At 61.0% G+C, this 23714-nt stretch carries 24 protein-coding genes; 10 read left to right on the forward strand and 14 right to left on the reverse strand.

Annotated elements, in window-relative coordinates:
* Positions 1-291: 291 nt before the first annotated feature.
* A complete protein-coding gene (locus tag M0746_RS08550) occupies positions 292-840 on the forward strand; it encodes a cupin domain-containing protein (RefSeq protein WP_093102357.1) in 549 nt (182 codons plus the stop codon).
* Positions 841-974: 134 nt separating this feature from the next.
* Positions 975-1259: a hypothetical protein gene (locus tag M0746_RS08555; RefSeq protein WP_090282864.1), complete on the forward strand. Its 285-nt coding sequence runs from the start codon at positions 975-977 to the stop codon at positions 1257-1259.
* A gap of 71 nt (positions 1260-1330) precedes the next feature.
* Here M0746_RS08555 and M0746_RS08560 read toward each other — a convergent pair whose 3' ends face one another.
* Positions 1331-1762 (reverse strand): hypothetical protein, encoded by a 432-nt coding sequence (locus tag M0746_RS08560; protein ID WP_206415980.1) that lies wholly within the window; start codon positions 1760-1762, stop codon positions 1331-1333.
* A gap of 165 nt (positions 1763-1927) precedes the next feature.
* Between M0746_RS08560 and M0746_RS08565 the strand changes: the two genes are divergently transcribed.
* From M0746_RS08565 to M0746_RS08580, 4 genes are all read left to right on the forward strand, one after another.
* Positions 1928-2317, forward strand: a complete 390-nt coding sequence (locus M0746_RS08565; RefSeq protein ID WP_258448806.1) for a hypothetical protein — start codon at positions 1928-1930, stop codon at positions 2315-2317.
* Between the two features lie 15 nt (positions 2318-2332).
* On the forward strand, positions 2333-2755 hold the full coding sequence (locus M0746_RS08570) for an HD domain-containing protein (protein ID WP_258448807.1): 423 nt from the start codon (positions 2333-2335) through the stop codon (positions 2753-2755).
* A gap of 33 nt (positions 2756-2788) precedes the next feature.
* Positions 2789-4057: a hypothetical protein gene (locus M0746_RS08575; RefSeq protein ID WP_258448808.1), complete on the forward strand. Its 1269-nt coding sequence runs from the start codon at positions 2789-2791 to the stop codon at positions 4055-4057.
* 91 nt (positions 4058-4148) lie between these two features.
* Positions 4149-5168, forward strand: coding sequence for an AbrB family transcriptional regulator (locus tag M0746_RS08580; protein ID WP_258448809.1), 1020 nt, complete (start codon positions 4149-4151; stop codon positions 5166-5168).
* Positions 5169-5497: 329 nt separating this feature from the next.
* Here M0746_RS08580 and M0746_RS08585 read toward each other — a convergent pair whose 3' ends face one another.
* On the reverse strand, positions 5498-6274 hold the full coding sequence (locus tag M0746_RS08585; RefSeq protein ID WP_258448810.1) for an NAD(P)H-dependent oxidoreductase: 777 nt from the start codon (positions 6272-6274) through the stop codon (positions 5498-5500).
* Between the two features lie 86 nt (positions 6275-6360).
* Between M0746_RS08585 and M0746_RS08590 the strand changes: the two genes are divergently transcribed.
* Both M0746_RS08590 and M0746_RS08595 read left to right on the forward strand, forming a co-directional pair.
* Positions 6361-7254, forward strand: coding sequence for a LysR family transcriptional regulator (locus tag M0746_RS08590; protein WP_258448811.1), 894 nt, complete (start codon positions 6361-6363; stop codon positions 7252-7254).
* A 256-nt stretch (positions 7255-7510) separates the two neighbouring features.
* Entirely contained in the window at positions 7511-8296 is a 786-nt protein-coding gene (locus M0746_RS08595) for a DeoR/GlpR family DNA-binding transcription regulator (RefSeq protein WP_258448812.1), read from the forward strand.
* Positions 8297-8435: 139 nt separating this feature from the next.
* On the opposite strand, the gene M0746_RS08600 is transcribed toward M0746_RS08595, so the two are convergent.
* The 5 genes from M0746_RS08600 to M0746_RS08620 form a co-directional block, all read right to left on the reverse strand.
* Positions 8436-9719 (reverse strand): NAD(P)/FAD-dependent oxidoreductase, encoded by a 1284-nt coding sequence (locus M0746_RS08600; protein WP_258448813.1) that lies wholly within the window; start codon positions 9717-9719, stop codon positions 8436-8438.
* Positions 9720-9868: 149 nt separating this feature from the next.
* Positions 9869-11233 carry a glutamine synthetase family protein gene (locus M0746_RS08605; protein ID WP_258448814.1) on the reverse strand — a complete coding sequence of 455 codons (1365 nt, stop codon included), beginning with the start codon at positions 11231-11233 and terminating at the stop codon, positions 9869-9871.
* Positions 11234-11638: 405 nt separating this feature from the next.
* Positions 11639-12982, reverse strand: coding sequence for a chromate efflux transporter (gene chrA / locus M0746_RS08610; RefSeq protein WP_258448815.1), 1344 nt, complete (start codon positions 12980-12982; stop codon positions 11639-11641).
* 391 nt (positions 12983-13373) lie between these two features.
* Positions 13374-14372, reverse strand: a complete 999-nt coding sequence (gene moaA, locus M0746_RS08615; protein ID WP_203421702.1) for a GTP 3',8-cyclase MoaA — start codon at positions 14370-14372, stop codon at positions 13374-13376.
* Between the two features lie 119 nt (positions 14373-14491).
* Entirely contained in the window at positions 14492-15343 is an 852-nt protein-coding gene (locus M0746_RS08620) for a CAP domain-containing protein (RefSeq protein ID WP_258448816.1), read from the reverse strand.
* A 201-nt stretch (positions 15344-15544) separates the two neighbouring features.
* On the opposite strand from M0746_RS08620, the gene M0746_RS08625 reads away from it, so the two are divergent.
* Positions 15545-16165 (forward strand): cell wall hydrolase, encoded by a 621-nt coding sequence (locus M0746_RS08625; RefSeq protein WP_258448817.1) that lies wholly within the window; start codon positions 15545-15547, stop codon positions 16163-16165.
* A gap of 142 nt (positions 16166-16307) precedes the next feature.
* On the opposite strand, the gene M0746_RS08630 is transcribed toward M0746_RS08625, so the two are convergent.
* The 4 genes from M0746_RS08630 to M0746_RS08645 all read right to left on the reverse strand — a co-directional run bounded on the left by M0746_RS08630 (position 16308) and on the right by M0746_RS08645 (position 19618).
* Positions 16308-17714, reverse strand: a complete 1407-nt coding sequence (locus tag M0746_RS08630; RefSeq protein ID WP_258448818.1) for a heavy metal sensor histidine kinase — start codon at positions 17712-17714, stop codon at positions 16308-16310.
* Positions 17711-18382: a heavy metal response regulator transcription factor gene (locus M0746_RS08635; protein ID WP_187680525.1), complete on the reverse strand. Its 672-nt coding sequence runs from the start codon at positions 18380-18382 to the stop codon at positions 17711-17713. The genes M0746_RS08630 and M0746_RS08635 overlap by 4 nt, the downstream gene beginning before the upstream one ends.
* A 9-nt stretch (positions 18383-18391) precedes the next feature.
* Positions 18392-18649 (reverse strand): DUF2790 domain-containing protein, encoded by a 258-nt coding sequence (locus M0746_RS08640; protein WP_258448819.1) that lies wholly within the window; start codon positions 18647-18649, stop codon positions 18392-18394.
* A 255-nt stretch (positions 18650-18904) separates the two neighbouring features.
* Positions 18905-19618, reverse strand: a complete 714-nt coding sequence (locus M0746_RS08645) for a murein L,D-transpeptidase catalytic domain family protein (RefSeq protein WP_208940757.1) — start codon at positions 19616-19618, stop codon at positions 18905-18907.
* A gap of 150 nt (positions 19619-19768) precedes the next feature.
* Between M0746_RS08645 and M0746_RS08650 the strand changes: the two genes are divergently transcribed.
* Entirely contained in the window at positions 19769-21385 is a 1617-nt protein-coding gene (locus M0746_RS08650) for a L,D-transpeptidase family protein (RefSeq protein WP_258448820.1), read from the forward strand.
* Between the two features lie 3 nt (positions 21386-21388).
* Here M0746_RS08650 and M0746_RS08655 read toward each other — a convergent pair whose 3' ends face one another.
* From M0746_RS08655 to M0746_RS08665, 3 genes are all read right to left on the reverse strand, one after another.
* Positions 21389-21880 (reverse strand): HvfX family Cu-binding RiPP maturation protein, encoded by a 492-nt coding sequence (locus M0746_RS08655; RefSeq protein WP_446731338.1) that lies wholly within the window; start codon positions 21878-21880, stop codon positions 21389-21391.
* Positions 21881-22280: 400 nt separating this feature from the next.
* Complete coding sequence (locus M0746_RS08660; protein WP_258448821.1) at positions 22281-22910, reverse strand: DNA-3-methyladenine glycosylase family protein; 630 nt, start codon at positions 22908-22910, stop codon at positions 22281-22283.
* A gap of 1 nt (position 22911) precedes the next feature.
* Entirely contained in the window at positions 22912-23709 is a 798-nt protein-coding gene (locus M0746_RS08665) for an isocitrate lyase/PEP mutase family protein (protein WP_258448822.1), read from the reverse strand.
* Positions 23710-23714: the final 5 nt, after the last annotated feature.

The raw sequence follows: 23714 nt of genomic DNA on the forward strand, positions 1-23714 counted from the left end.
CCCTGTGGGAGCTGGCTTGCCAGCGATAGCGGTCTTTCGGCAAAAGGGATGTTGGATATGCCATCCAATCGCTGGCAAGCCAGCTCCCACAGAATTTCTGTATACCCGGAATAATCACCAGCAGGCTCATTTCAGCCACCATCCATCGAACCTGCTGAGCAACACCAGCAAACGTGATTTAATAGCCGCCTTTCACGGTTCCGGGACAAGGGAGCAACGTGATCCGCGCGACTTGCGCGTCACCCGCCACCCACCCCCATCGCCCTTAAGTCGCTCTCACATAAGGCTGTCATGGATACGGGTTCTCGACTCAAACTAGTACGCGAAAGCTACAAACTCTCCCAGCGCGAGCTGGCCCGGCGTAGCGGCGTGACCAATGCCACCATCTCGCTGATCGAACAGAATCGTGTCAGTCCTTCCGTCAGCTCACTGAAAAAGCTGCTCGAAGGCATACCGATGTCCCTGGCCGACTTCTTCACCTTCGACCAGCCGCCGCGCGAACATCAATACGTCTTCCGCGCCAACGAACAACCCGACCTCGGCCGCCACGGCCTGCGCCTGCTCCTCATCGGCGCCTCCGTCCCCAGCCGCCAGATGCGCCTGCTGCGCGAACAATACGCCCCCGGCGCCAGCTCCGGCGACGAGCCGATCGTGCACGCTGAAGGCGAGGAGTGCGGGCTGGTGACGCGTGGCACCGTTGAACTGACAGTGGACGGGCAGGTGAGTGTGCTGAGCGCGGGGGACGGCTATTACTTTCCGACCACGTTGCCGCACAAGTTCCGCAATATCGGTGCGGATGAGGCTGAGATCATCAGTGCGAATACGCCGGCGAATTTCTGATCCCGATCGCTGACTGAACGGCCCGTTTCGACTGACTCAGGCCGTTTTTTTGCTGCCATTCGTCAGCCGCACCGCATTTTCACCCCGCGCCTGCTTCCAATGCGTAACTCACCCCCGCAAAGGAAACAGCCAACATGCGCCCAGTCAACTTCGCAGCACTGACCCTCGCCACTCTGTTATCCGCCACCTCCCTCTACGCAACGGCCGCCAACGAAACCCCGGCGCCGACCGCCAACGACGGCAACAGCCAGACCAACCCGAGCGCGCCGGAAGACATTCATTCCAACGGCGCCACCGTGCCGAAGGGCACGCAGGGCAATACCACCAATAACGATGGCTCGACACCCTCGGGCGGTAAGCCCAGCGGTTCGAAACAATCGAACGACAGCGGCACCAGCAGCGGCGCCGGCGAAGGTTAGGCGCGTTTCGAATGCAGCAAGCCCGGCATGTAGCCGGGCTTTTTTATGGGCAAATCCTGGATGACTGAACGCTATTTCGCCTTCCAGTTGCCCCCGCTGTTTTCACAGTCGATCTTCGCCTGCTCCAGATGCTCACCGCCGTAGTAATACGTAGTTACTTGCGCGTTGTCTGGCAGATTGAGCGGTTGGGCGCTTTTGTCTTTGCTGGTGGAATGCGGGTTGGCCAGGGATTCCTGGGTGAGGCGGGCGGTGCAGGTGGCCTGGTAGTGGTCTTCGCAGCGCTGGACTTTTTTCTTGGTGGCGTTGAGGGTGTCTTTGCTCTCGTTGCTGCATGACCAGTTGATCGAGTCCACCGGCACGCCTTCGTATTCGTAGCAGCTGTGGGTTTCCACGGCGGGCACTGCGGCGCTCGAAGAGCGGGTCTGCACGTCGCAGCCTTCGGCCATGACGCAGGTGGGGATGATGGCGAACGTGGCGATCAGCAACAGCAGTCGGGTTTTCATCGGCAGTTCCTCTCCAATGGCGCCGCGTCTGACCGGTGATTGGGCGCTTGTCTGCTTTCGAGGTGGCGAAGGCGTGCAGGGTTCCATCGGCTTCACGACGGGTGATCTTCGCGTACACTGCGCAACAATCAGAAACATTCAGCGCCCAAGGATTGGACCGTCGCCATGATTGAAATCGGCCGCCGCAACATCGCCCCCGCTTCGCAGCATCCGTTTCACGATATCTATCTTTTTCACATCGACCCCGCAAAACCCGAGACGCCGTTCTGCTTCGAGCAGTCGATGGGCGGCGGGCACATGGAACATGGCGGGGCGCGATTTCTTGCGCTGGATGAACTCGACGCATGGTCCGGCGACTGGCGCGATCACTTGAGCAAAGCCGATTGCGCCTGGGTGGCCGAGTTGATCGATACCAACCCGCACGCCGATCAAGCGACGCTGGTGGGGCTGATTCTTCAGCGTCACGCAGAAACCGCGCGGCCGGTCGGGCGCTGGAAAGCCCTCGGCCACTGGCTCAAACGCAATATCCACGTCGGCGGCCGTTACGGCATCTGACCTTCGGAGATTCTTATGACGCAAACCCTCGAACGCGCTATCGCCATCGCCGCCACGGCCCACGCCGGGCAAGTCGACAAGGGCGGCGCGCCGTACATTCTGCATCCACTGAAAGTCATGTTGCGCATGACCACGCTGGAGGAACGCATCGTCGCTGTGCTGCACGATGTGGTCGAGGACTGCGGCGTCAGCCTGGATGATTTGCGCAAGGAAGGCTTCAGCGAAGAGGTATTGAGCGCTATCGAATCCGTGACCAAGGTGCCCGGCGAATCCTACGAGGATTTCGTCGACCGCGCCGCGCAGAACCCGATCGGTCGGGCGGTGAAACTGGCGGATCTGGAGGAGAACAGCGATCTCTCGCGGATCACCTCACCGGGTTGGGAGGATCTGGAACGGATCGAAAAGTATCGGCGAGCAATCGGACGGTTACGCCGATAAAGAAAAGTTAACGCTGATTTCTTTGGTGCATTTGTGAAAATAACAATTGAAAAATTACCCTTTGAATTGCTTCGGTCGAATAAATGGGAAAAACCATGGGACAGTTATGTCGCAGAGCAGTTAAAGCTAACCGGGAATTTTGACGATATCATAAAAGGTCATCCGGATTTGGCGGATATTCCGAAAGTGGCCGCGAGGAAAGAAGTTGCGAAAAGTATTTATGCTGCCGGTAAGCAGCCAGATTTGTTAGCTCAGCGATTCGATCCAAAGACTGTAATGGGCTCTGTCGGAGAGGCATTAACAGAGTTGTTGTTACCAGGTGAAGAGGTGCCTGTAAATAATCCGGGGTATGATGTCAGCTATAACGGTAATTACATTGAGGTGAAAAGCACAGTTGGATCTCGCGTGAAGCTGAGCAATGTGCAATATCGACAAGCTCATTTTTTGATAATGCATCGGTTTCACCGAGAGCTTGGTAGTTATTATAATTCTTATCTCATCCCGGTTGACATTATACGTTGGCACAAGCCTGACAGAACAACCAATGTTACTGTTGATATTAGAAAAGATGTTTGGGCGCGGGAATTGACGATTACGCCTGATAGGATAGTAAGTTTTTATAAATTAATTAATGAATATGCTGTCGAAGGCAGAGGCTTTAAGCACTGCGATGGATGCTCCAATAAGATTCTAACTACCGAAGGAATCAATATTTCTGCGATTACAGACCCTTGCAAAAATTGTGTATGGGATAAATGGGAGAAGCGCTATGCTTATTACTCCATTGATATGCCCGTAAGAGAGAAAGCAAAAGGTTCGGTGACTCTTCCAAGTACCTTCAGTTTTACACTGGAGCGTAGAGGGAAATTTGATGAAGATTGGAGTTTTTCTTTTAAGCGAAAAATAAAGAACGGAATGCGGTTTACGGGTAGTGCACCTGCGAGAATGCACGTGGGAAGTGAGGGCGCAGATATTTATTTCTCCCCGGCTCTATACCCAAGTTCCAGCGTTCAAGTCAAGCCTGTCAATTTCGATTTTTGCGATTTTTACAGAGAAATGCAGAACTACTATGGTAGTGAAGTTTTCCTGCGAGAGTTTTATTTTGGTTATACAGCGACTGAAATTCAGGTGATGGTGAAGGTTGGAATGGCTCAAAACCATGGAGACGGGATGTACAAAAAATTTTCCCGTCTTGACGGGCATGGGCTCCATCCAAGTTTGATTAAGTTGTTGAATAAGCTGGATGCTTTCAAATTGTCGATCGAAACAGTTGGGCAGTCTGCTTCGCAGGTGACTGGCTGATTTAGTTTGAGTCAGCCGTTATACAGTATTCCAGTAAGTTACCGCTCGACCAATATTGGACGACTACCTTTTGATAGCCAGGAAGGCGACTATGAAATCTATTGTGTGTTTGTTGATCTCTGCCGGTTTCGGCGCGCTGTTGCAGTTCGAAGGCGTGCCCCATGGCTTGCTGCTGGGCTCGATTATCGTCACCGCAGTGTTCGCCAGTAAAACCGGTATCGCACCGGCGACGCCTTATGGACTGGGCTACATCCAGGTCACGTTGGGTATCGCCACCGGGCTGATGTTCGAAGCCTGGGACAGCGCGACGGCTTCCGCTCTATTGCCCAGCCTCGGTGTATTGCTGATCTGCCTCACTGTGCAGATCGCATTGGCCGGATGGTGGCTGACGCGCGGCGCCGGCTGGAATCGCACCGATGCGCTGCTGGCGGTTTACCCCGGCGCACTCGCGGCGGTGTTCGATCTGCTCGAGTCGGAAAAGGCCTCAAGCAAGGTCATCATCGTCCACCTGATGCGCTTGCTGCTGATCACCGTGCTGGTGAGTTTGCTGATTCCCGGCCAGGCCGTCATCGCGGTTGCCGCTGGCGATCCGTTGACGACAGGCATGGCGCTGACCGCGTGTGCTGTCATCGCGCTGAGCGTACTGCTCGGCCGCCTGCTGCTGATGATCGGCGTCCCGGCACCGTTCATGCTTACGGCGATCATCATCACGGCGGTGTTTGTAAAATCAGGATGGCTGCACGGTTTTCATATGCCGGACTGGAGCCTCAACCTGGCCGCGCTGATTCTTGGCGTGCGCATCGGCTCACGGTTCCAGGGTCTCGGCTTCGCCGAACTGGCCCGGCACGGGCGCACGGCGCTGGTCTCGGTTGGCGTGATGATCGTGGTCGCGGCGGTGTTTGCCGAAGTCGCGGCGCGGTGGCTGGGCAACGATCCGCTGTCGTTATGGCTCGCTTACATGCCCGGAGCGATCGAGACGATCGCGATTGTTGCGTTTGGTGGCGGGCTGAATGTGGTGTTTATCCTGACGCATCATTTGAGCCGGATGGTGTTGCTGCACTTTGCGCCGGCGTTGTGGGTGCAATTAAGGCGGGTCCGCCAGGAAATTTGAACCAGGCCAGTGATGTCGGGCTATTGCGGCGTGTCAGTCAGAGCCATCCCCTCACCCCAGCCCTCTCCCCAAGCGGGGCGAGGGGAAAGGGAGCCGATCTCGGTGCTGTTCGAAATTTGAGTTCGGCTCGATATCTCGGGTCGGTGTAACTCAAACATCCAACGCGGTCGGCTCCCTCTCCCCAAGGGGGCGAGGGGGGAAGGGAGCCGATCTCGGTGCTGTTCGAAATTTGAGTTCGGCTCGATATCTCAGGTCGGTGTGATTCGAACATTCAACGCGGTCGGCTCCCTCTCCCTCCGGGAGAGGGCTGGGGTGAGGGCGATGCGGCGCTAGCGGATGTGTGCGGCGAAGCCTTCGCTATTCGGAGCAATATCTTCCTTCAACGTCAGCGCCGGAATCTCATACTCCCCGCCATTCTGCTGCCGAAACCCGATCGGCCTTGCACTCCACAACTCATCCAGCCGCCGCCCCAGTTCCTCGGTGGTCTCGGCATACCGCGCTTCATCCATACGACTAGTCCGATACACCACAAACGGCGGTACCACCTCAAAACCGGGGTAGTACAAGATCCCGTGCTGGATCGGAAACAGCAGATCATCCATCGGCCCGTTGATCCCGCGTGGGCTGTAGTGGGATTCCCAGCCGCCGGTGGTGACCATCAGCATCGCGCGTTTGCCTTTCATTTTGCCTTCGCCGTAACGCTCGCCCCAGCGGCTGTCGGAATGTTCGCCGACGCCGTAGGCAAAGCCGTAGGCGTAGACACGGTCGACCCAGCCTTTGAGGATCGCTGGCATGGTGAACCACCACAGCGGGAATTGCAGGATCAGCGCGTCGGCCCACTGCAGTTTCTCCTGTTCGCGGGCGATGTCGGCGGCCTGGGTGCCGTCGGCGTAGGCGCGTTTTGAATCGAGGGAGGCGTGGAACGGTTGCGACGGGTCACGCTGCGGTGCGTCGTCAGCGTCGAGGGTGGTTTTCCAGTTCATCGCGTAGAGGTCGGAGACTTGCACGCTGTGGCCGGCGGCTTGCAGGCGCTGGACGGTGAAGTCCTTGAGCGAGCCGTTGAGGGAAGTCGATTCGGGGTGGGCGTAAACCAGTAATACATTCATGGTGAGAAGCTCCGTTGGTTGATGGCTGCAGGATCGGCGCTTGCCCGGTATATTGGAAATGAATGTCTGATATGTCTGGTATAGCCATGAATAATTTGAGACGGCTGGATATCAATCTGTTGCTGACCCTGGATGTGCTGCTCGCCGAGCACAACGTCACCCGCGCGGCGCGGCGGCTGAACCTGTCGCAGCCGTCGGTGAGCGTGCATCTGGCCAAGTTGCGCGACATTTTCGGTGATCCGTTGTTACTGCCCGGCCCGCGAGGCATGCGCCCGACCGCGCGGGCCGACGAGTTGCGCGAGCCGTTGCGTGAAGCGCTGGAGGCGTTGGAGCGGGCGGTGGCGCCGGCCAGTGCGTTCGACCCGGCGCAGGCGACGCACAGCTGGAAAATCGCCGCGACCGATTACGGCGAATCGACCGTGGTGCTGCCAGCGTTGAGCGGCTTGCGCGAACAGGCACCGGGCACGCGGCTGGCGGTGATCGACCTGCACCCGCAACAACTGGTGAAAGAGGCCGAGCAGGGCGTGTTCGATCTGGCGCTGCACATCAGCGAGGACGCGCCGCCGGAACTGCATCGACGACCGCTGTTTCAGGAGCGCTACGTGCTCGCCGGGCGCATCGGCCATCCGCACCTGCAATCGGCGCCCACGCGTGAACGGTTCTGCGCGCTGGAACACGTATTGGTATCGAGGGAGGGTGGGGGCTTTTTCGGGGTGACCGACCGGGCGTTGGCCGATGTCGGCCTGAGGCGCAACGTGGTGTTATCGGTGCCGCATTTTCTGATGGCGATGTCGGTGTTGGTCAGCACCGACCTGGTGGCGATGCTGCCGTCACGGCTGGTGCGCGGCAATCCGGCCTTGCAGGTGGTCGACGCGCCGCTGGCAGTGCCGGGCTATGAAATGGCGATGTTCTGGGGCGAACGCTCGCACCGCGATCCGGCGCACAAATGGCTGCGCGAGCATCTGCTGAAGTCAGTCTGAACCGTGATCAGGCGTGGACCAGCGCCACTGCAAACGACACGACGATCATGCACGCGAAGGCGAAATTGAGATTCATGGGGTGTTCATCCTGAGCCGTTTGAGAGTGGGGCCATTGTGAACAGGCGCCCGGCAAAAAAAAAATTCGCCTTGTTGATTCCAATGATCGAAACAATTGATGGCCGCTGCGTTTGTATTTGCCCGAAGCTTTCGCTAGCCTTCAACAAACCTGCAACTACAAGCACAAACAGGCATAACCATGCACGATCATTCCATCGCCGAATTGCCCTCGCTGCGCCGGCAGAAAATCCTCCTGCTGCTTGAGCGCGACGGTAAAGTCATGGCGTCCGAGCTGAGCCAGCATTTTGCGGTATCCGAAGACACCATCCGCCGCGACCTCGCCGAACTGGACAACGCCGGGCTGGTGCAGCGCGTGCACGGCGGGGCGTTGCCGCGGCCGAAGGACTCGGGCAAGGATTACTTCACCCGACTCGATGAAACCGATGAAGTCAAAGTACGCCTGGCGCAACTGGCGGCGCGGCAGATTGAGGATGGGCAGATTGTGCTGTTCGACTCCGGCTCGACCACGTTGCAGGTGGCGCGCTCGCTGCGTGCCGATATCAGCATTACAGCGGTCACCGCTTCGCCGATGACGGCGATCGCCTTGTCCGAATTTGAAGGGGTGAAAGTGATTCTTGCCGGCGGGCAGCTGAACCCGCGGACGATGGCGGCGGGTGGGCATGAGGCGCTGCGTCTGTTGGGCGGGATCAAGGCCGATCTGGCGATAACCGGTGTGTGTGCGATTCACCCGGAGGTGGGGATCACCTCGCTGCATTTCGATGAAGTGCCGGTCAAGCAAGCGATGCTCGATGGCGCGGCGCGGGTGATTGCGGTGAGCTCGGCGGACAAGCTTGGCGCGGTCGAACCGTTTGTGGTGGCGCCGTGTACGCGGTTACACATGTTGATCACCGAGCGGCATGTGGCGTCGGGGAGTGTCGAGGATTATCGGCGGTTGGGGATTGTAGTTCAGCAGCTTTCCGATTGAGTTTATCGGGTGTGGCTGATGGCCCTATCGCTGGCAAGCCAGCTCCCAGAGGTTTTGATGGTGTACATAAACTTGATACGCCACGATCACTGTGGGAGCTGGCTTGCCAGCGATGGGGTCAGCATGATCAACACATCTTTCAGCGCAACTTTTCAAGCATCTGGTAATACCACATCCCCGCCGCCAGCAACGGGTTGCCGAGCAAATCGCCCATCGGCACGCGGATGTGCTGGCAGGCGGCGAAGGTGTCGAACTGGTCCAGCTGCCCGGTGATCGCCTTGCTCATGATCTCGCCCATGATGTGGGTGGTGGCGATGCCGTGGCCGGAATAGCCCTGGCAATACCAGACGTTGTCCGAAAGCTTGCCCAGTTGCGGAATGCGGTTGATGACGATGCCCATCGCGCAGCTCCACTGATAGTCGATCTGCACGCCTTTGAGCGCCGGGAACGTCTGCTCGATGCACGGGCGCAATTCCGCGGCAATGTCGCGTGAATCCTTGCCGCTGTAGTTGGCGCCACCACCGAACAGCAAGCGGCCGTCGGCGGTCAGGCGGTAGTAATCAAGGACGAAACGGCAGTCATACACGGCAAGGTCCTGCGGGTTGATCTGCCGCGCCAGTTCGCCCAGCGGTGCGGTGGTGACGATGCCGCCCATGGCCGGGAAAATCTTGCCCTTGAGCTGGCCCGGTTCGAGCTTGTGATAAACGTCGCCGGCGAGCATCACCTGATTGGCGTCGATCTGCCCGTGAGCGGTGCGCACGCCGGGCCTGTCACCGTGAATGATCTCCAGCACTTCGCTGTTCTCGAAGATCAGCGCACCAAGACTTTCCGCCGCCCGCGCTTCGCCGATGCACAGGTTGAGCGGGTGCAGGTGCATGTTGCGGGTGTTCTTGATGGCGCCGTGATAAAGCTCGCTTTGCAGCAGCTCGCGGACCTGATTGCGGTCGAGCAGGCTGACCTCATCGCCCAGCCCGCGACGCACGGCTTCTTCATAGTCACTGCGCAGGCCGGTCATGTGGCCGGGCTTGTACGCCGCGTGCAAATGGCCGTGTTTGAGGTCGCATTCAATGGCATATTTTTCGACGCGCTGTTGGATGATTTCGTGCCCGCGCCAGCGCAGGTGCCAGATGAAATCATCGACGTCATCACCGAGTTTTGCGCGCATCTGTTTGCGCATCGCACCATCGCCGGACAGGCTGCCGGTGACCTGACCGCCGTTGCGCCCGGTGGCGCCCCAGCCGATCTTGTGGCTTTCGACGATGGCGACTTTCAGGCCTTTTTCCGCGAGTTCGACAGCGGTGGCGACGCCAGTGAAACCGCCGCCGATGATCACCACGTCCACCGAGTGTCGGCCTTGCAGGGTCGGGTAATCGGTGTCGCGATTGAGGGTGGCGGTGTAGTAGGAATTGCAGCGTTGAGTCATGTCTCGGTCCACACAAATTAAGGAGTCGGAGTGCGATCCCCTGTGGGAGCTGGCTTGCCAGCGATAGCGGAGTGTCAGTCAACGCTTATGCCAGATGTGCCGGCCCCATCGCTGGCAAGCCAGCTCCCACAGGGTTGAGTGGTGGGGCTTCACGCCTCGGTGAGGTACCAGCGCCAATCCTGCTCACCCACCTCGGCCATGAACTGCCGGTACTCGGCACGTTTCACCGCCAGATACACACCCAGAAACTCCTGCCCCAGGGCATCCCGCGCCCACACCGAATTCTCCAGCGCCTGCAACGAAGTCAGCCAGTCGGTCGGCAATAACTCCTTGGCCTGCGCATAGCCATTGCCCTCGACCGGCGCACCCGGATCGAGGTCTTCACGAATGCCGCGATGAATCCCGGCAAGAATTGCCGCCGCCGCCAGATACGGGTTGGCGTCGGCGCCGCAGATGCGGTGTTCGATGTGCCGGGTGTGTGCCGGGCCGCCGGGCACGCGCAAGCTGACGGTGCGGTTGTCGACGCCCCAGGTCGGCGCCAGCGGCGCATAGCTGTTGGCCTGGAAACGCCGATAGGAATTGGCGTTCGGGCAGAACAGCAACAGCGAATCGAGCAACGAAGCGAGCATGCCGCCAATCGCCGTGCGCAGCAGCGGCGTGCCGGCCGGATCTTCCGAGGCGAACAGATTGCGGCCTTCTTCATCGGCGAGGCTGACATGCATGTGCATGCCGGTGCCGGCCAGATCATCGAACGGCTTGGCCATGAACGTCGCCTGCATGCCGTGCTTGTGCGCCACCGCTTTGACCAGCCGTTTGTAGCGCACCGCCTGATCCATCGCCGCCAGTGCATCGCCGTGCTCGAGGGTGATTTCCACCTGTCCCGGTGCGTACTCGGAGATCGCCGTGCGCGCCGGAATGCCGTGCAGTTTGCAGGCGCTGTAGAGGTCGGCGAGGAACGGTTCGATCTGTTCGAGTTCGCGCAAACCGTAGACCTGAGTGTGTCGCGGTCGGCCACCGTCAGCGTCCAGCGCCGGTTGCGGTCGGCCGTTGTGATCGCGTTTGGCGTCGAGCAGATAGAACTCCAGCTCGCAAGCCATGATCGGGTGCAAACCCTCGGCTTTCAGGCCGTCGATGACTTTGATCAGCAAGTGTCGCGGGTCGGCAATGCTCGCTGGCAGGCCTTCAGTCGGGTGCATGCTCACTTGCACCGCAGCGGTCGGAATCTGCCGCCACGGCAGGCGCACCAGGCTACCTTCCAGCGGATAGGCGCGGCAGTCGATGTCGCCGACGTCCCAGACCAGACCGGAGTTTTCCACGTCTTCACCCTGCACGGTCAGGCCGAGGATAGTGCTCGGCAACGGCCGGCCGCTTTCGTACACGGCGAGCAGTTCTTCGCGGTGCAACAGCTTGCCGCGCGGCACGCCGTTGGCGTCGAGGATGAACAGCTCGATCATGTCGATATCGGGGTTTTGCGCAAGGAACAGACGTGCGTCTTCAAGGGCTGCGAATTTCATGGCAATCACTCACGGGGGCGCCGCACAGGCGCGCAGAATCGGGCCGGACACGACGCGGCAAAAGGCGTAGGTGTCCAGGCAGAGATATCAGGAAGTAGAAGACTGTCGCGGGTTTTTAACCGGCGCGATCAGACGGGCAGGGCGATATCCGGCGGGCGTGCGGAGTGACGCAGCTTGGAGCGGCGCAGGGCCATGGGCAGATTGACAATACGGTTCATACGGCGCTCCTGACGAGGGCGCGCGAGGGTGAGACGGACAACAAATGTGGTTGTTGAGGTGACGTACTCATAACGCGTGTTTCCGTTGGCGGAAAACGTCGGTGGCGGGGCTGACCCGCCGACCTGTGTGCCCGGATAGTAATGGGGAATCCGCGGGCGTGTAAACGGGAGATTATCGGGCTGCGCTTCAGCGCATCAGGTGAAAGCCCAGCCCGGCGAGGGCGCAAACGATCAGCACGCTGATCACCCCTCGCTTGAACACGAACAGCGCCACCGCCGCCGCCATCGCCAGAACGATCGAAAACACATCGACGGCGCCGGCAAAACCGTTCGGCCAGAACACGTGGTAGGCAAAGAAGCACGCCAGATTGACGATCACCCCAACCACGGCGGCGGTGATGGCGGTCAGCGGTGCGGTGAACTTCAGTTCGTTGTGCGTCGATTCCACCAGCGGCCCACCGGCGAGGATGAACAGGAACGAGGGCAGGAAGGTGAACCACGTCACCAATGTTGCCGCCAGGGCGCCAGCGGCAAAGGCATGCTCGGGGCCGAACGTCGGTTGCACATAAGCGCCGACGAAACCGACAAATGCCACCACCATGATCAGCGGCCCGGGCGTGGTTTCACCGAGGGCGAGGCCGTCGATCATCTGCGTCGGGGTCAGCCAGCCGTAGTGGCCGACCGCACCCTGATAAACGTACGGCAGCACCGCGTACGCGCCGCCGAAGGTCAGCAACGCAGCTTTGGTGAAAAACCAGCCCATTTGCGTGAAGGTGCCGTTCCAGCCGAACCATGCCGTCAGCAGCGCCATCGGCAAGCACCACAACGCCGCGCCGATCAGCGCCAGTTTCCACAGTTTCGCCGGTTTGAAACGGGCGTGCTCCGGTGTTGGCGTGTCGTCATCGATCAGCGCCGGGCCGAAGGATTTGCCGCTGTTGCGCGGGCTGGCAGCGTTGAAACGCTGCGGGGCGAAGCGTCCGCCGAGATAGCCGATCAGCGCCGCGCCGAGCACGATCAGCGGGAACGGCGCATTGAACGCGAAAATCGCTACGAACGACGCTCCGGCGATTGCCCACAGCCAGGCGTTCTTCAGCGCACGCGAGCCGATGCGATGGGCCGCATGCAGGACGATTGCCGTCACCGCTGGTTTGATTCCGTAAAACACACCAGCCACGGCGGGCATGTCGCCGAAGGCGATGTAGACCCACGACAGTGCAATCAGGATGAACAGCGACGGCAGCACAAACAGCACACCGGCAACCACTCCGCCCCACGAACGATGCAGCAGCCAGCCGATATAGGTCGCCAGTTGCTGGGCCTCGGGGCCGGGCAGCAACATGCAGTAATTGAGTGCGTGGAGGAAACGCTTCTCCGAAATCCAGCGGCGTCGCTCGACCAGCTCCTGATGCATGATCGCGATCTGCCCGGCCGGCCCGCCGAAGCCGATGCAGCCGAGTTTTAGCCAGAAGCGCCAGGCGTGTTGCAGGGTGATGGGGGCGGGGCGCGGCGAAGCTTCGGGGCATGGGTTCAAGTTCGGGTCCTGCGATGGGATCGGCGGAGCGGGTATCTAAGCAGGTTTTGGTTCATCTGTGGTGGTCAAACCGCGGCCCCTCACCCCAGCCCTCTCCCGAGGGAGAGGGAGCTGACCGAGGCGTCTGGCGTTATGCATCGACCTGGATGACCGTGTTGATTATGAGAACAAGCATCCCGGGCCAGTGCCGAAACGTGTCGCTTATGGATTCACTACAGCACCATCGCGTCGGCAGAGCTCGCAAGCATCCCCCAATCGGTTCCCTCTCCCTCGGGAGAGGGCTAGGTGAGGGGCTACGATGTCTGACCCACCCCAAACCCCCGCGCCGAACTGATCGGGTGTCGGTCTGACGATCATTGAACGGTCCCGTTTGCGCGCTGGGGGTGGCCCGTCAGCCCCCGGTCATGTTCATGAACCGCACCACCTGCACATCATCGTTGACTTCGAAATTGTGCCGGTACGGTTTCAGTTTCATCGCCTCGATGATGGCTTTTTCCAGGCGTTGCGGTTGCCCCGGGTGCGCGCGTAGCACCGCTTTCAGGTCCATCGAGTGCTCGTTACCCAAACACAACAACAGTCGGCCTTCGACAGTCAGCCGCACGCGGTTGCAGGTGGCGCAGAAGTTGTGGCTGTGCGGGGAGATGAAGCCCAGGCGTATTTCCGGGGCTTCGGCCAGGCGCCAGTAGCGCGACGGGCCTTGGGTCGATTCGGCGGAGTCGATCAGGGTGTAGCGCTCGGCGATTTTCTCGCGCACCTGGGCGCTGGAGAAAAACGACTCGGCGCGGCTGTGTTCGCTGATGGTGCCCAGCGGCATTTCTTCGATGAAGGAAATGTCGAGCTGCCGATCGATGGCGAAGCTCACCAGATCGTTGATCTCATGATCGTTGCGCCCCTGCATCACCACGCAATTGAGTTTGGTGCGGGTAAAACCGGCCTTGCGAGCAGCGTCGATGCCGTCGATCACCTGGGCCAGATCACCGGTGCGGGTCAGTTCCTTGAAGCGCTGCGGGTCGAGGCTGTCGAGGCTGATGTTCAGGCGCTTGACCCCGGCGTCGAACAGCGGCGCGGCGAGTTTGCCCAGTTGCGAGCCGTTGGTGGTCAGGCACAGTTCGCGCAGGCCGGGCAGGGCGGCGATCTGCTCGCAGAGCTTGACCACGCCGGGACGGATCAGCGGCTCGCCACCGGTGAGACGGATCTTGCGTGTGCCGAGGGCGACGAAGCTTTGCGCGACCTGAAACAACTCTTCGAGCGTGAGGATCTGCTGGCGCGGCAGGAACTGCATGTCTTCGGCCATGCAATAGACGCAGCGGAAGTCGCAGCGGTCAGTCACCGACAGGCGCAGATAATCCACGCGGCGGTTGTGACCATCGATCAATTCACGCTCTGTCATGGATTCGCCTCGGGGATGTCAGGTGCGGCCAAATGGCGCAGTTGCGCAGGGTAAGGTCCGCACGGACTACCGTCCAATCACTCTGGCTGACCGGCTGATTGATGCGCTCGATGATGCCGTCATTGCGCACCGAACATCGCCGTCCAGTAGATGCCGGCGGCGCTTTTCGGATCGGTCGCGTACGCCGCGCCAAGTTCCTTGTACTGCGGATTCATCAGGTTGGCGCAGTGGCCGGGGCTGGCGAGCCAGCCGTCGACGACTTTGCCGACGGTGTCTTGCCCGGCGGCGATGTTTTCGCCGACCAGTTGCCCGCTGTACCCGGCGAGTTCGGCGCGGTCGCCGGGGGTACGGCCATCGCGGTCCTTGTGATCGAAGTAATTGTTGTTGGCCATGTCGCGGCTGTGATCCTGCGCCACCGTGCCCAGCGTCGCGTTCCACGCCAGCGGTGCGGCAGCGGCGAAGGCCTGGTCGCCGCATTGGCGCGGCTGGCTGCGGGCGGCGTTGAGTTGGGTGAGCAGTTTCTGCCCTTCGCTTTGTCCGTCGCCGAGCTTCGCCGAAAGCAGTGGCCGTGCAAGGACGATGCGCCAATCACGATCGACACGGTTCACCCCGATATCGACGAACTGCGGATCGAGCACCACCTGACAGAAACTTTCCTTGATCGCTTGCATCGCCGACGCCGCGTCGCGCGGGCCGTTAAGGGTGATCGCCTGGACGTTGACCATCGGGTAGCGGGCACTGGCCATGGCTTGCTGCAAATCAACCGCGCCGCTGGCCGGCAGGCGCAGGCGTGGGTCGGCGGAGAGCGGCGGCAGTTCATTGGAGGCCTGCTTCTCGCAACGCTGCGGCTGGCTGCGATAGCTGTTGATCGACTCGATCAATTGCAACTCATCGGCAGCGACTGCCGAGGCGGCGAAGACAATGCCCAGCGATAACCCGGCAAGACGCAAAACGGATGGCATGAAGCGCATGGAAATCTCCCTGGTGCTGAATGCGCCCATGATGCGCGAAAGGCCCCCGGTGGGTGCAATGTCTTTTTTCCGCATACAGCGGTTTTTTTATCCAGGATGTTTCTCCCGGCTTGGCCGGCTACACTCTGCGCAGACCCCGGAAACCGGGCGTCTCACCGACGAAACATCCAGCCCGGAACGGGCGCTGCCGGAAGGACTGACATGGGATTGCAAGGCTTGGCGGGTTGTCTGGTATTCACTCTTTGGGCAGGCGCGGCATGGGCCACCGGACAGGCGCCGGTCGAGGCCAGGGCCGAAGAGAAAGCGCAGGTGCTGGAGGAGAAAGCGGCGGACAAGGTCAGTAGCGCCCCGGCGCCAAAATCCGAAGCGATCACCCCGACCGAGGCACAAGCGGTTGACCCGGCCGGCGCGGCGCCGCTGGACGATCCGCTGACCTGCCTGGCGCGCAGCATCTATTGGGAAGCCAAGGGCAAGGACACCCCGGAAATGGAAGCCGTGGCCAGCGTGGTAATGAACCGTCTCGGCCACGAGGGCTTTCCCGATACGGTGTGCGCGGTGGTCAAACAGGGCTCGGAAAGCAAAAGCTGCCAGTTTTCCTGGTGGTGCGACGGCAAACCCGATCAGGTCAAGGAAGACGCCGAATATGCGCTGGCCAAGGAAATCGCCGGCAAGGCGCTGAACCGCCAGCTCAAGGACCGCACCCACGGCGCGATGTATTTCCATGATCGCAGGGTGCATCCGGGCTGGGCCAATGAGTACCGCCGCACGGCCGCGATCGGCAAGTTTCAGTTTTATAAGCCAGCGGGAGGGGATGCGCGGTAGGCCCACCGCCATTTTCCGGTCTTATGGAGCTCTCTGTGGGAGCGAGCCTGCTCGCGAAAGCGATGTATCAGCAGACGGATATATGACTGACACACCGCTTTCGCGAGCAGGCTCGCTCCCACATGGGATTTGCGGGTGATTGTTATTCCGCGGGTTGGCGCGCAGGAAAAAACAGCTCGAAACAGGTCACGCCATTCTCGCTGCTGACGCTGTAGCGTCCCTGATGCAGCTGCATGATCGTCGCCACAATCGACAGGCCCAAGCCGTTGGATTGCGCCGAACGTTCGCGTGACTGGTCAACCCGATAGAAACGCTCGAACAGTCGCGCCAGATGCTCCGGTGCAATGGTCGCACCGTGGTTGCGCACGCGCAGATAACTGCCATCCGCCTCGGCACTGGCCTCGACCTGCAGCGTCGAATCCGCCGCGCCGTACTTGATCGCGTTCGCGCAGAGGTTGGCCAGGGCGCGGCGCAACAGCATCGGTTCGGCCCAGATCACGCCGTTGCCGCGGGCCTCGATGGTCATGCCGACATCCGCCGCCAGCCCCTCGAAGTAATCGGCGATGCGCTGCATTTCCTCCGCCGCGTCCAGCTCCTGGCGTTGGCTCAAGGCACTGGCCGGGTCGGTGCGGGCCAGAAACAGCATGTTGTCGAGCATCCGGGTCAGGCGTTCCAGCTCTTCGACATTGGAGGCGAGTAATTGCTGATAGGCCTCGACACTGCGGTTCTGGTGCAGGGCGACCTGGGTTTCACCGAGCAGATTGTTGATCGGCGTGCGCAACTCGTGAGCCATGTCGGTGGACACCTGGCTCAATTGCGCAAAGCCTTTAGCGAGCCGGTCGAGCATCGCATTGAAGGCTTCGATCATCGGCAGCATTTCGCGCGGTGCGCCGTGGCCGTCGAGGCGTTCGTTGAGGTTGCCGACGCCGATGCCGTGGGCATGCCGGGCCAGGCGCCGCACCGGCAGCAGGCCGCGATACACCAGCAGGCAACCGACCAGTGCCAGCAGCAACGCCGCCAGCGAGGCCAGGCCGTAAACGCTCAAGCGGTAGCTTTCGAGCATCGCGGTGCGCTCGCTCATCAGGCGCCCGGTGGTGACTTGCAGATTGCCCAGATCGCCGGAATCAATGGTCGCCGCCACCGCCGAAAACGGCACGCCGTTGACGCTCGGCAAATGCTGCACATCGTTCAGGGTCATTGGGTGGTCGATCGGCACGGCAGGCAAATCCGGCGCGGTGAGGTTGCCCGGATTGACCACCAGCAGCGGCGGCTCGCCGGGCGCGCCGATGGTCAACAACGCTTCGCGATTGCCGAGCATGTTCTGGAACAGCGCCGGTTTGTGCTTGATCAATTCCAGGGTGTTGCTGTCGTTGAGGAAACTGCGCAATTGATCGACGCGACTGACCAGCGCCGTGTCATCGCGGCGAATCAGTTGCTGCTCCAGCTCGTTGTACAGCGCGGCGCCGAGGCCGGCCAGCGAAGCGAAGGCGAGCAGGGCGAACAACAGCGCCAGGCGCAGGGTCAGCGAATACGCGCGAGGACGGCTCATGGCTGGGTGTCGAAGCGATAGCCGATCCCGCGCACGCTGTGAATCAGCTTGAGCTGGAACGGGTCATCGATTTTCGCCCGCAAGCGCCGCACGGCGACGTCGACGACGTTGGTGTCGCTGTCGAAATTCATGTCCCAGACCCGCGAGGCAATCAGTGACCGCGCGAGCACTTGCCCGGTGTGGCTGGCGAACAATTGCAGCAGGGCGAACTCCTTGTTGGTCAGGGTGATGCGCACACCGGCACGGGTCACGCGGCGTTTGAGCACGTCGATCTGCAGGTCGGCGACTTGCAACTGCTCGTCTTCATGAATCGGCCCGCGCCGGGTCAGGGTGCGCAGTCGCGCCACCAGTTCGGCGAAGGAAAACGGCTTGATCAGGTAATCGTCAGCGCCGAGTTCCAGGCCTTTGACGCGGTCGGCGATGTCATCGCGGGCGGTGAGGAACAACACCGGCGTGTCGGCTTCCTTGCGCAGCCGGCGCAGCACTTCCCAGCCATCCATTTTCGGCATCATCACGTCCAGCACGATCACGTCGAAGCTGTGCTCCAGCGCCAGGTGCAGGCCATCGGCTCCGTCGCGGGCCAGGCTGACGCTGTAACCCAATTCCTGCAAACCGTTGAGCAGGTAATTGCCAGCCTTGGGTTCGTCTTCGACAACCAGAATATTCATCGGTCAGTCTCAATGGTCGTTGGTGCAGCCGCTGCCTTGAACCTGATAGTCCAGCACATGTTCGCGGCCCTGATGGTCGAGGTAGTTCAAGCGCGCCGGGATCACCCCGCACGCCTGTGAAATATCGGTGCTGGACAGCACTTTGTCGATATCCAGGTGTACGTAGAAACCGGTCTTGTCATGGATCACGCCGCTGTCGGGCATGTTGGCGGCAAACACGCTGCCGGTGGCGAGGAGGGCGGTGAAAGCGATCAGGAGGGTTTTCATGGTCAGTCACTCAGTGGGTGAAGTGGATCGGCAGTGGCGCCGGAACAACTTCAGGCTACCGAGCGATCCGCACGGCAAACCGACAACTGAATGACAAAGTTGTAATGAAACGGTGTAAGAAGATTTTCCAGACTCAACTCAAATCCTTGTGGGAGCCGGCTTGCCAGCGATGAGGCCGGCACAGTCAAAATTTCTATTGACTGATCCACCGCTATCGCTGGCAAGCCAGCTCCCACAGGGTTACAGATTGTGCCGTCAGCTCGCGTGGGTACTGAGAACACTCGCGATCTGCTGCGGCTGGCAGTTGAGGTAGGGCGAGGATTTCAGCCAGCGCTGATCGGGGTACCAGGAAAACATGAACTGGCCGTTCTTCAGGCGATCGATCACCTGTTTCGCAATCTGCGGGCGCACGGCCGGGCAGCCCTGGCTGCGGCCGATGCGGCCCTGACGCTTGCTCCACAGCGGATTCACGTAATCGGCGGCGTGAATGACGATCGCCCGGTCGCGTGCCATGTCATTGAAGCCCGGCTCCAGGCCGTCCATGCGCAACGAGTAGCCGTGGGTGCCGCTGTAGCTTTCCTGGGTGCGAAACAGGCCGAGACTGGACTGGAAACTGCCTTCGCGATTGGAGAACTGCGTGGCGAAGTTTTCTCCGGAGTTGGAACCGTGGGCGACGAGGTCGCGCAGCACCAGCTTCTTTTTGCTCAGGTCGAAGATCCACAACCGGCGTTCGGTGGACGGTTGCGAGTAGTCGATGATCGCCAGATGCCGCGAGGGTTTCGCGCCGTTGCTGACCGCGCACTGCATGGCGCTCAGCGCACCTTTCAGCGCCTGGGGATTGAGTTCTGGCGCGGCGTGCGCGAGGCTGGTAAACAGAACCGGCGATGGCTTGCCGGCGGCGAAAGCGGGGCTGGTCACGGCGACAAGGGTCGCAGTGCTCAGCAAAAGTCGGCGCAGAAACGTCAACATTGATGAAGTGTCCTCACTTGCTACTTATCGGGCACTTTGGTTCCTGACGTCCAGTCGATACCTGCAGGCTCGATGATCAAGCCTGACTGTTCAGCGCACCTGATGTAAGGTTGACCGTCATCGAGACGGCCATGGATTGGAGTAAAGCAGTTGTTCAAAAAGTACGCATGCTACTTGAGCATTTGTTTGCTCGCTGCGCCGTTTGTCGCTTGTGCCGAGGACGGGCTGCCGCCGTTGCAGACTCTGCCGACGCCAGCGGCCGAAATGCCGGTCGAACCGCAAAGCCCGCTACAGGCGGTATTGATCAATCTGCGCCAGTCCTGCCCGGCGATCGCGACGCGACTGGATGGCGCGGCGCTGAGCCAGTTGCAAGCCTTCTACCAACAGCAGGACTGGCTGCCGGTGTGGGCCAGCGAATCCGCACGTTTGCCGGCGTTGCAGGCGCAGCTGCGCTTGTTGGCCGACGATGGCCTCAACCCGGCGCGCTACCCGGTTGCAGCTACAGCACCGCAAGACGGCGAGTTATGTGCCGATATCGAGATCAGCCGCTATTACCTGCAAGCGCTGCAGGATCTGCATTTCGGCCGCCTGCTGCAATCGCACTTCGAACCGCTGTGGCATGCCGACGACACCCCGCGTGACCGTCAGGCGGAATTATTGGCAATCGCCGTTCCCGGCCTGCACGACATCCCCGCAGCGTTCGATCTGGCACGGCCGCGTCTGGCGCAATATCAGGATCTGCGGCAGCTCTACGCCGCGCAACGCTCGCAGGCCTTGCCACAATGGCAACCGGTCGGCAGCGGGCCTTTGTTGCGCCCGGCGATGGAAGACAAGCGCGTGCCGGAGCTGGCTCAGCGGCTCTACAGCGAAGGCTATCTGAGCCACGCCGTCGGCATGTCCGGTGATGCTTATGAAGGCGCACTGGTTGATGCGGTGAAAAGTTTTCAGGCCAGCCATTCGTTACAGGCCGATGGCGTGGTCGGGCCGGGGACGATTGCCGAACTGAACATCAGCCCATTGACGCGCCGCGAACAGTTGCGGGTCAATCTCGAGCGCTTCCGCTGGATGTCTCAGGACATGGAGCCCAATGCGCTGCTGATCAACGTCGCCGCCGCCGAACTGACGCTGTATCAGGGCGGCGCGCCCGTCTGGCAGACGCGCACCCAGGTCGGCCGCGCCGACCGCCAGACGCCGCTGCTGAAATCGCGGGTGACCCGCTTGACTTTGAACCCGACCTGGACCGTGCCGCCGACCATCTGGAAGGAAGACAAACTGCCGGAAATCCGCAAGGACCAGACTTTCCTCAGCCGCCACAACCTGCAAGTGCTCGACGCCAACGGTCTGCCTTTGGCGGCAGCGGACATCGACTGGGACAACCCCGGCAACATCCTTCTGCGCCAGGACGCCGGACCGCGCAATCCGTTGGGACAAATGGTCATCCGTTTCCCTAACCCGTTTTCGGTGTACCTGCACGACACGCCGAGCAAGGCGCTGTTCGACAAGGGCCCGCGCGCGTTCAGCTCCGGTTGCGTACGCGTCGAGCATCCGATGCAACTGCGCGACCTGCTGCTCACCCCGGCGGAGAAGGCCCGCACCGAAACGCTGCTGGCGACCGGCACCACCCACGAATTTCGCTTGTCGGCGCCGGTGCCGATCCTGATGACCTACTGGACCGCCCAGGTCGACGGCAACGGCCAGGTCCGTTACGCGCCGGACATCTACAGCCGCGACAGCGCGTTACTGGCCGGGCTGGACCGCGGGCATTGAGGCTCAGCGCTGGCCGCGCCCCCACAACAGGCGCGCCAGCCAGGCATCGACACTCAACTTGCCGGCCCCGGCGAACAGCAGCGGCGCCAACGCGGCCAGGTAGATCGCCGGCAGCTTGAAGTTGCCGAAGCCTTTATTGGTGATCGCATACCCCTGCGCCAGTTCGCTGAGCGACGACCAGTCGGCGGGCCAATGCACAGCGGCTGTGGCGACCACCGTCACCACCATCAAGACCAGCGCCGAAAAGCGCGTGCCGAAACCGATCAGGATCGCCACGGCGCAGATCAGCTCGGCCCACATTGACAGTTCCCAGTTCAGCGTGGCCGGCAGTCGGTCGAAGGGGAAGGGGAAGCGCTCCTGAATGTCTTCGAACCAGTTCTGCCCGTTGAATTTCTCCAGCCCGGATTCGAAGAATTCCCAGGCGATGAACAGGCGCAAGGTCAACGGCGCCAGCCACGCGCCGGCGCGATCGAGGTTCAAGTGCAGGTGCTGGATGGTGTTGGAGAGGGGTTGTTCATGGTGGGCTCCGGTGGTTTATCAGAGTGAAATCGACCGGTGCATTTGAAGGGCGGGGTGTATCGGCTGTGTGTCGTTGGGGTGGGGAATTGTTGATTGGGTGTGTCTGGGGTGGGGCGGGATACAGTGGGGTACACGCAGTGAAACCGAGTTGGCCCGGCCCCTCACCCCAGCCCTCTCCCAGAGGGAGAGGGGCCGACCGTGGTGTGTTGAGCTAAACGTCGACCTGTATGCCCGAGTCGACTATGGCCTTGCCGATATATGGCGATGATGGATTCGACTTCGAATGGCTTGGCGATTACGGATTCAGCGCTATTCGTTCAGATTGGCAAACTTCGCCAATATCCCCCAATCGGTCCCCTCTAGCTCCGGGAGAGGGCTAGGGTGAGGGCAACAATTTCGGCACCCGCCACAAATACCACGCCGCCACCGTCCGATAAGGCCGCCACGCCAACCCGATCTCGATCATCTGCTTGCGCGTCGGCTGCACCTCCAGCCCCTTCAACCGCCGATAACCCTCACGCACCCCGAAATCATCGGCCGGCAGAATGTCCATACGTTCCAGGCTGTAGATCAACAACATCTCCACTGTCCAGCGCCCGACTCCGCGCAGGCTGACCAGTCGCTCGATCAGCGCTTCATCGTCCATCGCCAGCGCCGTGGCGTAATCCGGCACGACGCCATCCAGCGTCGCTTGGGCGATGCCCTGAATCGTCGCAATCTTGCTCGCGGAAAACCCGCAGCCGCGCAGGCGTTCGACGTCGGTCGTGACAAGCTGCTCCGGCCGTGGAAATGTCTGCCCGGCAAACAACCCCAGCAAGCGCCCAAGAATCGCGTCGCCAGCCTTGGCGTGCAGTTGCTGATAAGCGATCGCCCGCACCAGCGATTCATACGGATCACGCGCCGGATGCGGGCGATGCAGGCACGGGCCAATAGCGGCGATATGGCGCTGCCAGTCGGCGTCGAGTGCGGCGAGAAAATCGCTCGCCGCTTGGTAAGTATCCGCCACGTTATTTCAGCAGGCCGTTGACTTCGCTATAGGTGAACGCCTTGAGCGCCTGCGTATCGAGCTGGCCATTGGCAAGAAAGCTCTTCACCAGCCCGCCCATCGCGCCGTATAGAAACTCGGCGATTCCGGAGCCAGCGCTCAATCGCCGCACACCCAACGCCTGCAACTGGTCGGGCGAAGGCAGGCCGGCGACGCCCAGGACGTTGACCGGCAGTACGGTGCCTTGGCAGATCGCCTCGATTTCAACGGCGGCACTGACCCCGGCGGCAAACAAGCCATCAGCACCGGCGGCTTGATACAGCGCTGCGCGACGCACGGTTTCGGCGATGCGCGCTTCGGCCGGGACCAGACTTTTCAGGTAAACATCGGTCCGCGCATTGATGAACAGTTTCACGTCGCGCCGGGCGGCGATCTGGCGCGCCAGTTCGATCTTGCGCGCGAGCAACTGCGGCGCTCCGGCGCCATCCTCGATATTGATGCCCACGGCACCCGCGCCGATCACTGCATCCAGGACTTCGGCCACGCGCCCGAGGTCATCGGAATAGCCGGCCTCGACGTCGACACTCAATGGCACGCTGATCACCCGGGCAATGGACTCCACCGTCGCCACCAAGCGTTCGAGGGGCAGCGCATTGCCGTCCGGATAACCATGGGCCCAGGCCACGGCGGCGCTGCTGGTGGCCACGGCTTTGCCGCCCAGATGTTCGACCAGTCGCGCGCCGGTGGCGTCGGCGACGTTGGTCAGAATCAACAGGCCTTGTTGGTGCATCTGATGAAATTGTGTGTCGAGCATGCTCATCGAAA

The organism is Pseudomonas sp. S11P7, from assembly GCF_023195435.1.
GTDB classification, from domain to species: domain Bacteria; phylum Pseudomonadota; class Gammaproteobacteria; order Pseudomonadales; family Pseudomonadaceae; genus Aquipseudomonas; species Aquipseudomonas fluorescens_G.

Coding starts and splice junctions, on each gene's coding strand:
- M0746_RS08550 (WP_093102357.1), top strand. CDS start 292: ATGGATACGGGTTCTCGACTCAAACTAGTACGCGAAAGCTACAAACTC.
- M0746_RS08555 (WP_090282864.1), top strand. CDS start 975: ATGCGCCCAGTCAACTTCGCAGCACTGACCCTCGCCACTCTGTTATCC.
- M0746_RS08560 (WP_206415980.1), bottom strand. CDS start 1,762: ATGAAAACCCGACTGCTGTTGCTGATCGCCACGTTCGCCATCATCCCC.
- M0746_RS08565 (WP_258448806.1), top strand. CDS start 1,928: ATGATTGAAATCGGCCGCCGCAACATCGCCCCCGCTTCGCAGCATCCG.
- M0746_RS08570 (WP_258448807.1), top strand. CDS start 2,333: ATGACGCAAACCCTCGAACGCGCTATCGCCATCGCCGCCACGGCCCAC.
- M0746_RS08580 (WP_258448809.1), top strand. CDS start 4,149: ATGAAATCTATTGTGTGTTTGTTGATCTCTGCCGGTTTCGGCGCGCTG.
- M0746_RS08585 (WP_258448810.1), bottom strand. CDS start 6,274: ATGAATGTATTACTGGTTTACGCCCACCCCGAATCGACTTCCCTCAAC.
- M0746_RS08590 (WP_258448811.1), top strand. CDS start 6,361: ATGAATAATTTGAGACGGCTGGATATCAATCTGTTGCTGACCCTGGAT.
- M0746_RS08595 (WP_258448812.1), top strand. CDS start 7,511: ATGCACGATCATTCCATCGCCGAATTGCCCTCGCTGCGCCGGCAGAAA.
- M0746_RS08600 (WP_258448813.1), bottom strand. CDS start 9,719: ATGACTCAACGCTGCAATTCCTACTACACCGCCACCCTCAATCGCGAC.
- M0746_RS08605 (WP_258448814.1), bottom strand. CDS start 11,233: ATGAAATTCGCAGCCCTTGAAGACGCACGTCTGTTCCTTGCGCAAAAC.
- moaA (WP_203421702.1), bottom strand. CDS start 14,372: ATGACAGAGCGTGAATTGATCGATGGTCACAACCGCCGCGTGGATTAT.
- M0746_RS08620 (WP_258448816.1), bottom strand. CDS start 15,343: ATGCGCTTCATGCCATCCGTTTTGCGTCTTGCCGGGTTATCGCTGGGC.
- M0746_RS08625 (WP_258448817.1), top strand. CDS start 15,545: ATGGGATTGCAAGGCTTGGCGGGTTGTCTGGTATTCACTCTTTGGGCA.
- M0746_RS08630 (WP_258448818.1), bottom strand. CDS start 17,714: ATGAGCCGTCCTCGCGCGTATTCGCTGACCCTGCGCCTGGCGCTGTTG.
- M0746_RS08635 (WP_187680525.1), bottom strand. CDS start 18,382: ATGAATATTCTGGTTGTCGAAGACGAACCCAAGGCTGGCAATTACCTG.
- M0746_RS08640 (WP_258448819.1), bottom strand. CDS start 18,649: ATGAAAACCCTCCTGATCGCTTTCACCGCCCTCCTCGCCACCGGCAGC.
- M0746_RS08645 (WP_208940757.1), bottom strand. CDS start 19,618: ATGTTGACGTTTCTGCGCCGACTTTTGCTGAGCACTGCGACCCTTGTC.
- M0746_RS08665 (WP_258448822.1), bottom strand. CDS start 23,709: ATGAGCATGCTCGACACACAATTTCATCAGATGCACCAACAAGGCCTG.